This is a genomic window from Edaphobacter bradus (assembly GCF_025685645.1).
GTDB lineage: Bacteria > Acidobacteriota > Terriglobia > Terriglobales > Acidobacteriaceae > Edaphobacter > Edaphobacter bradus.
The window spans coordinates 560,069-574,003 of the sequence record NZ_JAGSYF010000003.1 but is presented as its reverse complement, the minus strand read 5'-3'; the positions used below and the strand labels follow the sequence as shown (position 1 = coordinate 574,003).

Sequence of the window (13,935 nt, the reverse complement as noted above, 5' to 3'; positions counted from 1 at the left end):
TCCGAGGAAGGCTCTCTCGTTCATCGCTGATTATCGTAAATGAGCGGGGCGAGTTGCGGCTCGCGGCGATAGCACGGCCTTATAAAGTTGAAGGTTTTTAGCGGGAGCGAGTGGCTTTTTCCCGCTCTGACGAGCAAGATATCTGCTGGCAGGGTGTGATTGGAGGAGACTCGATGAACCCGGTACTCGTTGAACAGTTTTTTCTCGGATGTCTGGCCCATGCCTCCTACCTGGTCGAATCGGAGGGGATTGCGGCTGTGATCGATCCGCAGCGCGACGTCGATCTCTACATCGATTTGGCGAAGCAGAAGGGGCTGAAGATCGAGCACATCATCGAGACGCACCTGCATGCCGACTTCGTCTCCGGCCACCATGAACTGGCTGAGCGCACGGGGGCGCGGATATATCTCGGCGAAGGCTCCGGGGCGACGTTTCCTCACACGGATCTGAAGGACGGGGATTCGATCCGGTTCGGCAACTGCCGCTTCGATTTCATGCAGACTCCGGGCCACACGGTTGAGAGCGTCTGCGTTGTGTTGACCGACATGGCCGAGCCTTCGAGGCCGAAGGCAGTGTTTACCGGCGACACGTTGTTCGTCGGAGATGTGGGTCGACCCGATCTCTCCGGCGACCAGACGCCGCAGGAACTGGCCGCGATGCTCTACCGCAGTCTGCACGAGAAGCTACTCAAGCTTCCGGATGAGACGGAGATCTTTCCGGCACACGGAGCGGGCTCGCTGTGCGGCCGGCAGATGGGCTCTGAGCGGTCGTCGACGATCGGCAAGGAGCGCCGCACGAACTATGCGCTGCAGGCGCGCAACTGCGAGGAGTTCATCCACCTTCTCACCGACAGCCTTCCTCCGCGGCCGGAGTACTTTGGCCGCGATGTGGAGCTTAACCGGCAGGGCGCGGGGATGCTGGACCAGCTTCCTCCGCCTGTGCCGGTGCGGGCGGAGGAGGTGCTCCGTCTGCAAGCGGAGGGCGCGGTTGTGCTCGATACGCGTCCGGCGATGGAGTTTGCGGTGGCGTACGTTCCGGGCTCGGTGCATATCGCGCTCTCGGGGCAGTATGCGTCGTGGGCCGCGCGCATTCTGGGACTGGACAGGCGCATCATCCTGGTGGGAGAAGATGCGGACCATCTAAGGGAGTCGCAGTTGCGCCTGGCGCGGGTGGGGATCGAGCACGTGGACGCGTATCTTGAGGGCGGCCTCGCAGGGTGGATTGAGAGCGGCTATGTGCTGGATTACATTCCGCAGGTCTCGGCCCAGGAGCTTGCGGAGCTGATGGAGAAGGAGAAGGGCCACATCGCCGTGCTCGATGTACGCGAGCCGGGAGAGGTTGCGATGGGCGCGATGGAGGGCTCGGTGCGGATTCCGCTAGGGCAGTTGCCCGATCGAATGGGCGAGTTGGACCGCGAGAAGCTGCTGGTGGTCCATTGCAAGGGCGGATACCGTAGCTCGATCGCTACAAGTCTGCTGCGGCGCGCCGGTTTCCGCGAGATCGCGAATCTGACGGGCGGGTTCGATGCGTGGAGCGCCGCCAGGAGTTCTGAGCACCTTACGAGCTAATGAAAACTGGGCAGATAAGAGTCGTCTCAGAAGTCTGTTGACAAATATCGCAATTTGCGATATAAATATCGCGATTTGCGATAGAGGCTTTATGAAGCTGGCGGACAAAGTTCGTTATCTTCGTGAGGTAGAAGGCTCGCTGCGCGGGCTGGATCGGGCCATGACGCAGCAGGAGCTGCTGCGGGCTATCGAATCGGAGACAGGCGAGAAGCTATCGCAGTCGTATCTCTCGCAGATCGAGTCGGGGGCGCGGCCTCACCTGACCAACACGACACGGCAGTTGCTGGCGAAGTTCTTCAGGGTCCATCCGGGGTATCTGGTGGACGATCCTGAGGGCTACCACGCGGAGCTTCTGTCGGATGCGCGGACGCTCGAGGACAAGCTGGACCTGTGGCTGGTGAGCGGGGCGGAGAGGTTTCGCCGCGACCCGGAGCTTCGGCGTGCGCTGCTGGCGGTGGCGCGGCATGAGGACTCGCGCAAGTGTCTTTTTCTGCTGGAGTCGATTCTGGAGACACCTTCGCTGGCGGAGCGGCTGTTGCATCTGTTGCGGCCTGGCGTCGCGAAGGCGGAGTTGCCGCGCGTGTCGAAGCCGCATGTGCAGGACAGGGCCGCCGCTGTGCCTCAAAGGAAGGCGGCAGTGAGGTTGAGATGAACTGGGCGACGATCTATCTCGCGTGTTTTGGCGTAGGGCTTGTCCTCAGCGTGCTTTCGTTTGCCGGGGGATTTGGGCACCTGCACATCGGCCACTTTCACGTCGGTCACTTTCATGTCGGTCACGCACGCGGCTTTCATGCGCATGGAAGCAGCGTCTCGTGGTTCAACGTCTTCGCGGTCATGGCGTTTCTGTGCTGGTTTGGCGGGGCGGGATATCTGCTGACGCGGCGGCACACGATGCTGGTGCCGGTGGTGCTCCTGCTGGCCGTCGCAAGCGGGCTTGTTGCGGCCGCGGCGATCTCCGCGTTTCTGGTGAAGGTGCTGTTGCCGCGTGAGCGCGTGCTGCTGCCGGAGGACACGGAGATGCGCGGTGTGGTTGCGCGCGTCAGTTCGACTGTGCGCGCGAACGGAACGGGAGAGATTCTCTTCTCGCTGAACGGCACGCGGCGCTGTGCCGCTGCGCGAGCTGCGGACGGGCAGGCGATCGAGCGTGATGCGCAGGTGCTGGTTCTGCGCTACGAACACGGCATTGCGTGGGTGCGCCGGTGGACAGAGATGGATGATCTTGACGAGCCGCAGACGCCGACCTGACGGGATCGTTGTTTCGCCCGGTGTCTTGTTGAGCGCGTGAAGGAATTCGCGCTCACTGCAGCGCATGCCGCATAAACCAAAGGAACGTTATGACAAACCCGATTTACATCATTGTTGGACTGGCCGTCGCCGGTACGCTGCTGCTGATGACTCTGATGGCGAGGCTCTTTCGCAAGGCTGGTCCGAATGAAGCGCTCATTGTCTACGGTTTTCGCGGCCCGCGCATCATTCGCGGTCATGGCGCGGTGATTTTTCCGGTGGTCGAGAACTCGCGGCTGCTCTCGCTGGAGCTGATGAGCTTCGACGTCGCGCCGAAGCAGGACCTCTACACGAAGCAGGGTGTTGCGGTAACGGTGGAGGCCGTCGCGCAGATCAAAGTTCGCTCGGACAACGAGTCGATTCTTACGGCGGCGGAGCAGTTTCTGAGCAAGACGCCCCAGGAGCGCGAGGGGCTGATTCGCCTGGTGATGGAGGGGCATCTGCGCGGCATCATCGGCCAGCTTACGGTGGAGCAGATTGTGAAGGAGCCGGAGATGGTCGCCGACCGCATGCGCTCGACTTGCGCGGACGACATGAGCAAGATGGGGCTCGAGGTGATCTCGTTCACGATCAAGGAGGTTCGCGATCAGAACGAGTACATCACGAACATGGGACGGCCTGATATTGCGCGCATTCGCCGTGATGCAGAGATTGCTGCCGCTGAAGCGGAGCGCGACACGGCGATTCGCCGCGCAGTTGCTTTGCGCGAGGCCGCGGTGGCGAAGGCCGCGGCCGACCAGGAGCGCGTGATCGCGGAGACGGCGTCGCTGGCGAAACAGGCCGAGGCGCAGCGCGATCTGGATATCCAGAAGGCGCAGTTCATGGAGCAGAGCAAACGTCAGCAGGCGCATGCCGACAAAGCCTACGAGATCCAGACGAACGTGATGCAGCAGCAGGTTGTCGCGGAGCAGGTGAAGGTGCAGCAGGTCGAGAAGGAGCAGCAGATCAAGGTACAGGAGGCTGAGATTCTGCGCCATGAGAAGGAGTTGATTGCTTCAGTGCTGAAGCAGGCCGAGATTGAGAAGCAGTGCGTGGAGAACATTGCGGCTGCGGAGCGTTCGCGCCTGACGATTGAGGCAGAGGGACGCGCTGCCGCGATTCGTGCGCAGGGCGAGGCTGAAGCTGCCATCATCTTCCAGAAGGGTGAGGCCGAGGCCAAGGCGATGAACGTGAAGGCCGAGGCATACCAGGAGTGGTCGCAGGCTGCGGTCGTCGATCGGCTGATCACCAATATGGCTGATGTTGTGCGCGCGATGTCGGAGCCGCTGGCGAAGGTGGACAAGATCACCATCGTCTCGACTGGCGGAGATAACACGATTGGCGCGAACAAGCTGACGGGAGACATCACTAAGATCGCGGCGCAGGTGCCTGCGTTGTTCGAGGCGCTCTCCGGCATGAAACTGCAGGAGCTTATGGGCAACATCAAGGCCATGAGACCCCGCGGAGACGGCAATGGGCCAGCTAATCAGTAACGCGTGTTGCGGCGGTTCTGCGAGGGGCGCCGCAGCACCACAGCATGAAAAGAAGGAGAATCGCCATGGCACTGCTCGAACGAGTTTCCACACTACTTCGCGCGAATGTGAACGACCTGATCGACAAGGCCGAGGATCCGGAGAAGATGCTGAAGCAGCTTCTGCTGGATATGGAGAACCAACTGCTTCAGGTGAAGACGCAGGTTGCCATTGCGATTGCCGATCAGCATCTGCTGGAGGGGAAGAGGAAGGAGCACGATGAGGCTGCAGAGAGTTGGCAGCGCAAGGCGGAGCTTGCTGTGAGCAAGGGGCAGGATGATCTGGCGCGAGCAGCGCTGGACCGAAGGCTGTCGCATCAGCAGCTTTCAGCGGGCTTTGCGCAGCAGATTGAAGACCAGCGTGTGGAGGCGGAGCTTATGCGCTCGAACTACAACAAGCTGCAGCAGAAGCTAAAGGAGACCGAGGCTCGCTGCGAATTGCTGATTGCCCAGCAGCGCCGCGCGCGGGCGGTTGGTAAAGCAAACACGGCGCGCTCCGAGGTTGAGAGCAAGAGCTTCACGCAGCCTATCGATCGCATGCGGATGAAGGTGATGGGGAGCGAGGCGGAGAATGCGGCGGCCAGGGCGCTACTGGACGATGATCTCGCAGCCGATTCGCTCGACGACCGCTTCCGCAAGCTTGAGAGAGAGGACAAGATTGAGAGCTTGTTGAGCGATCTGAAGTCGCGTCAGACACGGTCGGCCTGAGGCGTCCCTGGAGCTCGTGAAACGCGCGGAACTGCCGGCGTTAGTTGGTCAGTTGGTCGTCGTGTTCGTTGAGCGTCTCCTCGTAGAAGATGATCTTGTCGCGGCCGGAGGCTTTGGCGCGGTAGAGGGCTTCGTCGGCGCGGCGGAGGAGGTCTTCGGTTGAGGCCGTGGTGGGAGCCATCCAGGCGACTCCGAAGCTGGAGGTGACGGCGATGACGCGGCCGTTGTCGTGGAAGGGGGCGCTGGAGATGGCCTGCTGGATCTGGCTAAGGCGGGCGTGAGGATCTCCGGGCGCGAGGCCGGGCAGAATGAGGAGGAACTCCTCGCCGCCGTAGCGGCCGAGGAAGTCGTAGCTGCGGATGTTGTGCAGCATTCGGGCGGCGGCCTCGCGGAGGATGGCGTCGCCGGCGAGGTGGCCGAAGGTGTCGTTGATCTGCTTGAAGTGGTCGATGTCGGCGAGAACGAGGGCGAGGTCGTTGCCTTCGCGGCGGGCGCGCTCCATCTCGTGGTGAAGAATATCGAGGATGGCGGAGCGGTTCCAGAGGCCGGTGAGGGCGTCGCGCGTTGCCTGGCGGTGGAGGGCTTCGCGGGCGGCGAGCAGCCCGGCCTTTTCGGTCTCGAGCTCGCGGGTGCGCTGAGCGACGAGTTGACGGAGGATTCGCTGCCTGCGGATGAGCGTGCGCTCGCGCAATTTCCAGATGAGAAATGAGAGCCCGAAGGAGAGCAGCGCAAGCAGCAGATAGAAGAGGCGCGTGCGCCACCAGGGCGGGCGCACGGTGAAGGCGAGGGAGACGACGGGGGACTGCTTTTGCTGGCCGGGGTCGATGGCCTGGATCAGGAAGTGGTAGTCGCCGGGCGGCAGGGCGGGGTAGTGCAGCGAGTGCGCGGGGGTCTCGCTCCAGTTGGACTCCAGGCCGTCGAGGCGGTAGCGGAAGAGGAGGGAGTCCTCGCGGTCGTAGTTGAGTGAAGTGAAGGTGACGTCGAGCGGGGAGTCGCGCCAGTGCCAGCGGTTTCGGCGGCCGTCGAGGTTGAGGGGGATGTCGCCGAGACTGGCTGATTTGAGCGAGACGTTGAGAGGCGTGGGCGGGAAGAGATGCTCGGGGCGGAGGAGATGTACGACGCCGCCGTTGACGCCGATCCAGACGGAGCCGTCGGAATCGGCGAGGAAGGCGCCTTCGTCGGTGTCGTTGGAGAGGAGGCCGTCGCGCTGGGCGAGCAGACGCCAATGGGAGCCGTCGAAAACGTTGACGCCGAGGTCGCAGCCGACCCAGAGCCAGCCGCGGGTGTCGAGACGGACGGTCTGAATGTCGGTGGAGACGAGGTCGGGAGTCGAGACCGCGTTGAGGATGGTGGCGCTGCCCTGAATGCTCAGGTGAAGGAGGCTGGGAAGGCCGCCGCCGACCCAGAGTGTGCCGTCGGAGGCAGCGGCAATGTTGCGGATCTGACCGCGGGTGTAACGGTCGGGTAGCGGGACCTCGGTGAAGGTGGAGCCGGCGAGACGGTAGAGGTGGTTGTCGGAGGCGAACCAGAGAGTGTGGTCGGGGGATTCGTCGGCGTCGGCGAAGGCGTCGCTGGAGACGAGCGGGTCGGTGAGCTTTTCGAGGATGGGGTGCACGGTGTCGCGGATGACGTAGAGACCGTCGCGGGTGCAGAACCAGATGCGGTGCGAGGAGTCGGAGAAGACGCGGGCGATGCTGGGGAGCTTGCCGCGGAAGGTGGTACGTTGTGTGGCGGGGTCGAAGCGCGTGACGTCGCCGGCGATGCTGGCGAGCCAGAGCGAGCCGTCGGACGACTGAGTGATGCCGTCGATTCGGCTGAGAGGTGTTTTGGCGAAGGCTGGCTGGACGCGGACGCGCGTGGCGCCATCGTCGAGCTGGGTGAGCTGGACCTGGTCGGCGATCCAGACGCGGCGCTGGCGGTCGCGGAAGATGGGCCAGACGACGTCGTCGGCGAGGCCCTGGGCTGTGGTCCAGTTCTCGATCTCGCCATAGCCCTGCCAGCGGAAGAGGCCGTGGCCGCGCGTGCTGAACCAGAGGGAGCCAAGGCGATCAAAGAGGATGGTGCTGATGTCTTTGGAGGGGATTCCGTTGGAGGCGTCGAAGGTCTGCCAGGCGGAGCCGTTTCCATTCCACCGCGCGATGCCGGTGCAGGTTTGGGTTAGGACGCGATGGTTGGGGTCTTCCGCGAACGCGATCAGTCCGGAGCCGGTGTAGGTGGAGTCGTGCGTGGCGTCATAGAGGTCGCGTGGGCGGAAGACAGTCTCGCCGGGAAGCAGCACGCGGATGTGGTGCGCACCGCGTGCCCAGAGGGTTCCGCTGCGATCGAGGAAGAAGCGAACCCAGGATTCGGCGGGGACGCCTTTCTGGGTGTCGAAGATGTCGATGTGTCCGTTCCGTACGCGGCAGATGGCGCGGTCGCAGCCCAGCCAGAGAGTGTGGCCGTCGGGCGAGACGAAGACGTTGTGGATGTGGGTGAGCTCGGGATGGGCGGCGGTCTGGGCGGAGTCGATGTACGGCGCGGCGGTCCAGTGAGCGAGGTTCGTCTGGGCGGTGCTGATGGCCGGCTGAAGGTGCATCAGTGTGCCGCGGGCCAGGAAGAGGATGTTTTGCGGGTCGATGGAGGCGAGGCGCTGGCCGGCTCCGAACTGCATCGGCGCGCTGCCGGTTGGCGCTGCGACGAACCGGTCGTCGATGAAGGCGTAGAGATGGTCGTTGGTTGCGGCCCAGATGCGGCCGGAGGAGTCTTTGTGCAGGGCAAGGACGAGAGACTCGCCGAGTCCGTCCTGCTCGCCGAAGTGGCGGAAGCCGGAGCCGTCGTAGCGGAAGAGCCCGTTTTCGGTGGCGGCCCAGAGCAGGCCGGAGTCGTCTTCGACGAGGCTGAAGACGTCGGGGTTGCGCAGGCCGTCGTCCTGTCCATAGTGACGGAAGGTGAACTGCTGTGCGAGGGACAGCGATGGGATGAGAAGCGCGAACAGGGCGGCAGGTAGAAGCTGCCAGAGGGCTTGTTTGGTTCTCAACGCGAACGTCCGGCAGCTTCATTGTCTGCTGCAGCTGCATCTGCGAAGCCAGGGTCGCTGAGAGGTCCCTCGAGAGCGATGGAACCTACGTTTTCCTCATTCATGCAAAAATCGCGTCCGGCAGCGACGTGAAAGCGAAAGAATCCGCGGGAACAGAGCTGTCCGGGGAACGCCCAGTCGTGCGGCTCCAGGATGATGAGGGGGAAGTGGTTGATGCTGGTGCAGTCGCCGGCGAAGAGTGATTTTTCAGAGCCCTCGATATCAAGTTTGAGGAGGAATGGCGCATATTGCGACTCTGGCTTGGAGGCAAGCAGAGTACCGATCGACACGATATCGACCGGTATTCCACTGTCGGTGATGCAATAGCCCATTTCGCCTCCGCTGCCGCCGATATAGGCGTGACCGTCTTCTGGGCCGATTCCGGCCTGCCTGAGATCAACATCGAGGCCGGCGCAGTTGAGTTGCAGAAACTCAAAGTTGTCGGGCGCGGGTTCGATTCCGACAATGTGGGCCTCAGGATAGCGCGCGGCGAACCAGGTGATGCTGGCGCCGATGTTGGCGCCGCAGTCGATGATGAGCGGCTTGCGTCCGGAGGCGATGATCTGTCGGTAGACGCGTTGTATCTGCTCTCCGTGCGCGCCGGCGGGCATGTCGTACTGCTGCTTTTCGAAGCACTGCTGAATTGCGAGGACGTCGCTTGCGCTCCAGCGCCGATGGCGGATCGAGATAGTCCGGCCCCGATAGGCGACTTTGGTAATGGTTTGTTCGTTGGGGATGCCAGGATGGGCGAGATGGCGGGCTCCGTGAACAAACGGCTGCACCGTCTTGTAGAGGAGCTTACCTACGGGGGTAGAAGTAAGTTTTTCAATTGCAGTCGTCATCAAGCTCTCCCCGTGTTCGGCTGCAGGAGTTCCAGAAGGCTATCCTACTGCACAATTAACAAAAGGGTGCAAAAAACAGACGGCCCATATGCTTGTGACTTCTTGCCAGGTTGGCCAGCAGAGGAGTTCAGACTAGATGCCGATGCCGACGTCGACGTCCTTCTCGTCGCCGGAGTGCGAGTAGAAGTCGTAGGGAGTTCTGCGGTTGAACTCGTAGCGCTGACGGAGTTCGCGTCCGATGAAGAGGCCGAGAGCTACCGCGCCGAGGCCGGCGGAGACCCAGCCGACTGTCTTGATCAGCGTGGATTCCTCTTCTTCGTCTTCAGGAAAAGGAAGCTGCTGCGTAGCGGTATCTTCGGAGGGTGACCCCGCGTCATCTCCACCAAAGATGCGGTATTTTGAGAACGCCGTCATAGCCAGATGATAGCGCAGGTCACTGGGAGATAACAGATAGCCCATTGGTGGGAGCCAGCCGGACTCTTCGGTGATACTACGCACCTCTATTGATTGGACGCGGGGCAAGCCTTTTGGTTACGGAAAGATTGAGCGGCGTGGCTCAGTCTGCAAAGTTATGCGCTCGGTATTGATTGCTCTGGCTAATTGACGTCGACCTGATTGAAGCCGAGGCTGTAGAGCAGCGTCGTGACGGTGGCGCGGGCGTTCTTGCGGGCGGCGTCGAGGATGCCGTCGGAGAGCGCGGCCTGCTGGAGCTGCTGCTGGGCCTTGGCGCGGGTGTCGGACTCGAGGTTCTGATCGACGGGAACCAGCAGGCCGGTGGAGCGGGCGTAGACGCGGGTGTGCTGGTTGTCGATGGTCGTGACGAAGAGCTGCGAGGCGGGCAGCGTGACGTGGATGGTCCGGCTGCCGTTGTCTTCAGTGATGCGGACGTCTTCGGGCTTGAGCTGCGAGAGATCGATTCCGGCGATGGACTGGCCGTGGACGACGAGCAGGATGCGGTCGCCGGCGAGGAGATCGGGGAGGACCGGGCTGGACTTTGCGCCCTCGACGACAGTGTCGATCGAGTAGACGACGGTTTCGAGGCGGTTGAGACGCTGGATCTTCTGGACGACGGCGGGAACTGAGGTCTCGTAGGTAGTCGCACGGCCAGTGATCTTGTCGGAGACGCGGGCGAGGAAGCCGGTGGTCGCGTGGCGGATGAAGACTCCCATCGCCGCTGCGCCGAGGATCAAGGCCAGCAGATAGGCGAAGAACGAGCCAGAAGACCTTTCGTCGTATCTGTATCTTTCGCCGTAGTGGTATTGCCGGGCCATGCTGGTTTCGATGCCCTCCGGTTACAAGAGGTGGAAGTGGATGAGCCGATGCTTCCTGGTATGAGCCGTTTCAGGGGGGGAACCCCCCCTCTGTTTTGTGTAAAGTATTGAATCCATGTTGTTTAGCCCCGGACTTTGCGTGTAAAGTATTCCATCTAAAGGGTTTATCGGTCAAAATATTGATTTTAAAAGAGATAAGGCCGGGCTTGGAATGCCCGGCTCTGCCCTTTACTTTTGTTGCTGATTTTATTTTAACGAATAGGTGGAAACTGTTCTGCCACTTCGGTGGTGTTTATTTTTGGCATGGAAGTTTATGTTTTTGTGGCGCTTATGGATTTGGAATGACTTTGATTGCGGGATATAAGGCTTGACATGCGATTTTGTTGGAAATTCGGGTGTGGGGCGGTTTCCGAGTTGCCGGTAATACGTCCAGAACGCCGAGTTAGGCAGAATCTCGATGAGTGCATCGGCGATAATGCGCCCGTTTTCCGATACATTTCCCGCGTACGGTTCTCGATGGTGAGTTGGCCCGCTCGGTCTGAGTCAGCGGAATAGGCGCGTAGAAACGCCGGCACGGCCTTGTGCCGAACGATGCGCCTGTCCTAACAACTCGTTCCCGACTTCCTTGAGAACGCTGAGGACGCGGTGAACAAGGGGATCTACATTGCCACGCGACCATAGAGCAAACGTGTCCAGCGGTCCAATAGAAAAACCTGGAGTTCGTAACACGACCGCATCGGGAACAAAGTCTTTTGCAGAAGCTGGAAGAAACATAATTCCCACTCCGGCCCTTGTGAGGTTGACCCCGGTTTGAAAATGTTCCGCCAATTGATATCTGTCCAGCGATATGTGGTGTTTCAGAAGTGCCGTCGCGATCATTTGATGCGGACCTGGCAATACGTCCTTCGATGGCATAATGAAGAGCTCGCCTTCAAGGTCTCCTATGCCCACAACCCTCTTGCGGGCTGCTCTGTGCCCTTTCGGGAGGGCCAGAACAAGCGGCTCCCGAATCAGCAATATGTTCTCGATCTGGTCGTAGGTACGGCTCAAGTGACCAACGCAGACATCAAGGGTTCCTGTACGTAATCCGGTGATTTGGAGGTCTTCAGACCCTTCTCTAAGCTCCACATTGACGAGAGGAAGAGTGCTTCTGATCTTCTCGAGAAGCCGGGGAAGAATATGGAAGCTCGCAGTCGGAACGAAGCCGAGCCGGATTGTTCCCAACTCACCACTCTCGGCATGAAGTGCCGCTGCCGATGCTTGCTGAAGTCTCAGCAGGATTTCTCGTGCCGCAGACAAGAAGACTTCGCCGGCACGGGTGATTTCCACTCGCCGCTTTGATCGCCGAAAAAGGGAAACCCCAAGCTCATCTTCCAGTTGTTTGATCTGGACGCTTAGCGAAGGTTGGGAAACACGTAATCGTTTGCTTGCCTGCCGAAAGCTCAAGGCCTCGGCAACTGCGACGAAGTACCGCACATGTCTGAGTTCCACCATTGATATTTCCTACCTATCAGGATGACAGGAACAAAGTACCACACCTTATTACTGGGCAGACGAATCTTGAACACTACAACGCCAAGGAACGTGGCGAAATGAGCAGGAGGAACGTATGTCAGTTGCATACTTTGAAGTACCGGAAGAAGAAGATTTGAAAAGCGTTCGCTTCGAACGCCAGGGCCCAATTGGACGCATAGTCCTCGCGAACCCGCCCCATAACCTCATCGATAGCCAATTTTCGGAATATCTACGGCAGGCGGTCCATGACGCGAGCGAAAGTGACATCCGTGTTCTGGTGGTCCAGTCGGAAGGACCCAACTTCAGCTTCGGCTCCGACCTGCGGGAGTGGACCCATAGGGATGTGAATCGGTTCCGCACCTTTATCGCGGAAATCAATCTTTCCCTCCGCGCGATCGAAGCTTTAAAGGTACCGACCATCGCGGCTGTCCAGGGTGTCACGTTTGCCTGCGGCTTCGAGCTTGCCCTCACCTGCGATCTCATCGTTGCGGCGGAGAACACCGTCTTTCGCAGCGTCGAGGTGATTGCGGGAATGGTGCCGGCCGCAGGAGGGCTGCCGCGTCTGGCTGAGCGGGTCGGTTGGGGACGGGCGTCGCGCATGGTGATGCTCGCAGAACCCATTCCAGCTCCAGTGGCCGGCCAACTTGGGATCGCGACACATGTGGTCCCGGAAGCCGAACTTGCCCAGACAGTCGAAGAGTTGGCACAGAAACTGGCGATCGGGCCAACGAAGTCCTACGCGGCGACTCGCATACTGCTCAAGGCCTGGACGTTTGGCGGTATCCCGGCGGCCGACGCCATGATGCTCGAAGTTGTCACGAATCTCTTCGATACCGAGGATTGCACCCGAGGTATCCAGAATAGGGCAGAGTCCATAGAGCGCGGCGTCCCGCCGACGGAAATCATCTTCAACAATCGGTGAAGCGCAGGGCGTTCTGGATCGCGTGCAGCGGTCGCGCAGTAAGGAGATAAGAGCTAAAGCGTGTGAAGCCAGTTACGCGAACATTTTTGCAAATCGATTTTTATCACTGCATCTTCCAAGGAGAGAAACAGCTATGCCAACTTTGTTACGTGTAGATTCCAGCCCGATGTTTCAAAACTCGGTTTCGCGTCAGCTAACTGAAGAGTTCGTACAGAGATGGAAGGCTCTCCATCCGGACGCAAGGGTGATTTCCAGGGATCTGAACCAAACTCAACTTGTGCCCGTGACCGCGCAATGGGTGTTGGCCGCTTATACGCCGGAAGAACGTCGCAGCCCGGAGCATAAGCAGATCCTCGAACTGTCGGACACGTTGATCGCGGAACTCGAAGCAGCAGATGAATACGTGATTGGTGTGCCCATGCACAACTTCAGCATTCCTTCCACAGCGAAGCTCTGGATCGATCTAATTGCCCGCGTGGGCAAGACATTCACTTACGCTGAAGGAAAGCCGAAAGGCTTGCTGGAGCGTAAAAAGGCGACATTCCTCGTCGCTTCCGGCCAGAAATACGATGCGGGAAGCCCGTTTGCCGCATTGAACTTCATCGAACCTTATCTCCGCGCAGTCTCCGCATTCCTTGGCGTTACGCAGACCATCTTCATTAATGCTGGTGGAACTGCGAGTCTTCGATCCGCGGGCGCCGATCGCGCGGCGTTCCTGCAACCCTTCGTCGAAGCTGTTTCCACGCAAGTGGTCTAAATTCCTGTACACGAATTCCCTGACATCACTTTTCAAGGAGAATAGCGATGAGAATTGCAGAAACGGTTTTCCGCTACTTATTGGGCCTTCTGTTCACCGTCTTCGGCCTGAACGGGTTCTTCCATTTCATCCCCCAGCCGCCACCGGCCAATCCGGTGGCTCTCCAGTTCCTCGTCGCCGTGTCCGTTTCACACTACATGGCCCTCGTCTTTCTGTTGCAAATCATCGGTGGGACACTGCTGCTCGCAGGACGCTTTGTACCGCTCGCCTTGGCAATTCTCGCTCCAATCGTGGTCAACATTTTGAACTACCACATCACGATGGATCCGGGCGGTATCGGTAGAGGGTTGCTCGTGACCACTCCATGGATCATCGTCTTTCTTCGCTATCGGTCCAGCTTTGCTCAAATCCTCCAACAGCATTTGCCGGAAAAGGCAAGTACAACCCCATGAGATCCAGAGTGGCCGGTAGGCGATCGCTTTGACGCAACGCGGCTGGCCACA

At 60.2% G+C, this 13,935-nt stretch carries 13 protein-coding genes; 8 read left to right on the top strand and 5 right to left on the bottom strand.

All coding sequences use genetic code 11. From position 1 onward, the window contains the following. The first annotated feature begins 173 nt into the window (after positions 1–173). From OHL16_RS14705 to OHL16_RS14685, 5 genes are all read left to right on the top strand, one after another. Positions 174–1,568 carry an MBL fold metallo-hydrolase gene (locus tag OHL16_RS14705; RefSeq protein ID WP_263367926.1) on the top strand — a complete coding sequence of 465 codons (1,395 nt, stop codon included), beginning with the start codon at positions 174–176 and terminating at the stop codon, positions 1,566–1,568. A gap of 91 nt (positions 1,569–1,659) precedes the next feature. Continuing rightward, positions 1,660–2,220 carry a helix-turn-helix domain-containing protein gene (locus OHL16_RS14700; protein ID WP_263367925.1) on the top strand — a complete coding sequence of 187 codons (561 nt, stop codon included), beginning with the start codon at positions 1,660–1,662 and terminating at the stop codon, positions 2,218–2,220. Continuing rightward, positions 2,217–2,813, top strand: coding sequence for a hypothetical protein (locus tag OHL16_RS14695; protein WP_263367924.1), 597 nt, complete (start codon positions 2,217–2,219; stop codon positions 2,811–2,813). The genes OHL16_RS14700 and OHL16_RS14695 overlap by 4 nt, the downstream gene beginning before the upstream one ends. A gap of 89 nt (positions 2,814–2,902) precedes the next feature. Beyond that, complete coding sequence (locus tag OHL16_RS14690) at positions 2,903–4,324, top strand: flotillin family protein (protein ID WP_263367923.1); 1,422 nt, start codon at positions 2,903–2,905, stop codon at positions 4,322–4,324. A 65-nt stretch (positions 4,325–4,389) separates the two neighbouring features. Continuing rightward, positions 4,390–5,070, top strand: a complete 681-nt coding sequence (locus OHL16_RS14685; protein ID WP_263367922.1) for a PspA/IM30 family protein — start codon at positions 4,390–4,392, stop codon at positions 5,068–5,070. A gap of 40 nt (positions 5,071–5,110) precedes the next feature. On the opposite strand, the gene OHL16_RS14680 is transcribed toward OHL16_RS14685, so the two are convergent. The 5 genes from OHL16_RS14680 to OHL16_RS14660 form a co-directional block, all read right to left on the bottom strand. Next, entirely contained in the window at positions 5,111–8,086 is a 2,976-nt protein-coding gene (locus tag OHL16_RS14680; protein ID WP_263367921.1) for a ligand-binding sensor domain-containing diguanylate cyclase, read from the bottom strand. Beyond that, positions 8,083–8,967: an FkbM family methyltransferase gene (locus OHL16_RS14675; RefSeq protein ID WP_263367920.1), complete on the bottom strand. Its 885-nt coding sequence runs from the start codon at positions 8,965–8,967 to the stop codon at positions 8,083–8,085. The genes OHL16_RS14680 and OHL16_RS14675 overlap by 4 nt, the downstream gene beginning before the upstream one ends. Before the next feature lie 132 nt (positions 8,968–9,099). Next, positions 9,100–9,465, bottom strand: a complete 366-nt coding sequence (locus tag OHL16_RS14670) for a hypothetical protein (RefSeq protein ID WP_263367919.1) — start codon at positions 9,463–9,465, stop codon at positions 9,100–9,102. 98 nt (positions 9,466–9,563) lie between these two features. After that, positions 9,564–10,238 (bottom strand): DUF4230 domain-containing protein, encoded by a 675-nt coding sequence (locus OHL16_RS14665; RefSeq protein WP_263367918.1) that lies wholly within the window; start codon positions 10,236–10,238, stop codon positions 9,564–9,566. A 543-nt stretch (positions 10,239–10,781) separates the two neighbouring features. Further along, the gene (locus OHL16_RS14660) at positions 10,782–11,732 is read right to left on the bottom strand and encodes a LysR substrate-binding domain-containing protein (protein ID WP_263367917.1); all 951 of its coding nucleotides are present in this window, start codon (positions 11,730–11,732) and stop codon (positions 10,782–10,784) included. A gap of 115 nt (positions 11,733–11,847) precedes the next feature. On the opposite strand from OHL16_RS14660, the gene OHL16_RS14655 reads away from it, so the two are divergent. From OHL16_RS14655 to OHL16_RS14645, 3 genes are all read left to right on the top strand, one after another. Beyond that, positions 11,848–12,675: an enoyl-CoA hydratase/isomerase family protein gene (locus tag OHL16_RS14655; RefSeq protein WP_263367916.1), complete on the top strand. Its 828-nt coding sequence runs from the start codon at positions 11,848–11,850 to the stop codon at positions 12,673–12,675. Positions 12,676–12,808: 133 nt separating this feature from the next. Continuing rightward, positions 12,809–13,432, top strand: coding sequence for an FMN-dependent NADH-azoreductase (locus OHL16_RS14650; RefSeq protein WP_263367915.1), 624 nt, complete (start codon positions 12,809–12,811; stop codon positions 13,430–13,432). 47 nt (positions 13,433–13,479) lie between these two features. Further along, positions 13,480–13,884, top strand: coding sequence for a hypothetical protein (locus tag OHL16_RS14645; protein WP_263367914.1), 405 nt, complete (start codon positions 13,480–13,482; stop codon positions 13,882–13,884). The last annotated feature ends 51 nt before the right edge of the window (positions 13,885–13,935 follow it).

Bases quoted from the DNA above. Each gene is read 5' to 3' on its own strand.
- OHL16_RS14705 (WP_263367926.1), top strand. From the start codon at position 174: ATGAACCCGGTACTCGTTGAACAGTTTTTTCTCGGATGTCTGGCCCAT.
- OHL16_RS14700 (WP_263367925.1), top strand. From the start codon at position 1,660: ATGAAGCTGGCGGACAAAGTTCGTTATCTTCGTGAGGTAGAAGGCTCG.
- OHL16_RS14695 (WP_263367924.1), top strand. From the start codon at position 2,217: ATGAACTGGGCGACGATCTATCTCGCGTGTTTTGGCGTAGGGCTTGTC.
- OHL16_RS14690 (WP_263367923.1), top strand. From the start codon at position 2,903: ATGACAAACCCGATTTACATCATTGTTGGACTGGCCGTCGCCGGTACG.
- OHL16_RS14685 (WP_263367922.1), top strand. From the start codon at position 4,390: ATGGCACTGCTCGAACGAGTTTCCACACTACTTCGCGCGAATGTGAAC.
- OHL16_RS14675 (WP_263367920.1), bottom strand. From the start codon at position 8,967: ATGACGACTGCAATTGAAAAACTTACTTCTACCCCCGTAGGTAAGCTC.
- OHL16_RS14665 (WP_263367918.1), bottom strand. From the start codon at position 10,238: ATGGCCCGGCAATACCACTACGGCGAAAGATACAGATACGACGAAAGG.
- OHL16_RS14660 (WP_263367917.1), bottom strand. From the start codon at position 11,732: ATGGTGGAACTCAGACATGTGCGGTACTTCGTCGCAGTTGCCGAGGCC.
- OHL16_RS14655 (WP_263367916.1), top strand. From the start codon at position 11,848: ATGTCAGTTGCATACTTTGAAGTACCGGAAGAAGAAGATTTGAAAAGC.
- OHL16_RS14650 (WP_263367915.1), top strand. From the start codon at position 12,809: ATGCCAACTTTGTTACGTGTAGATTCCAGCCCGATGTTTCAAAACTCG.
- OHL16_RS14645 (WP_263367914.1), top strand. From the start codon at position 13,480: ATGAGAATTGCAGAAACGGTTTTCCGCTACTTATTGGGCCTTCTGTTC.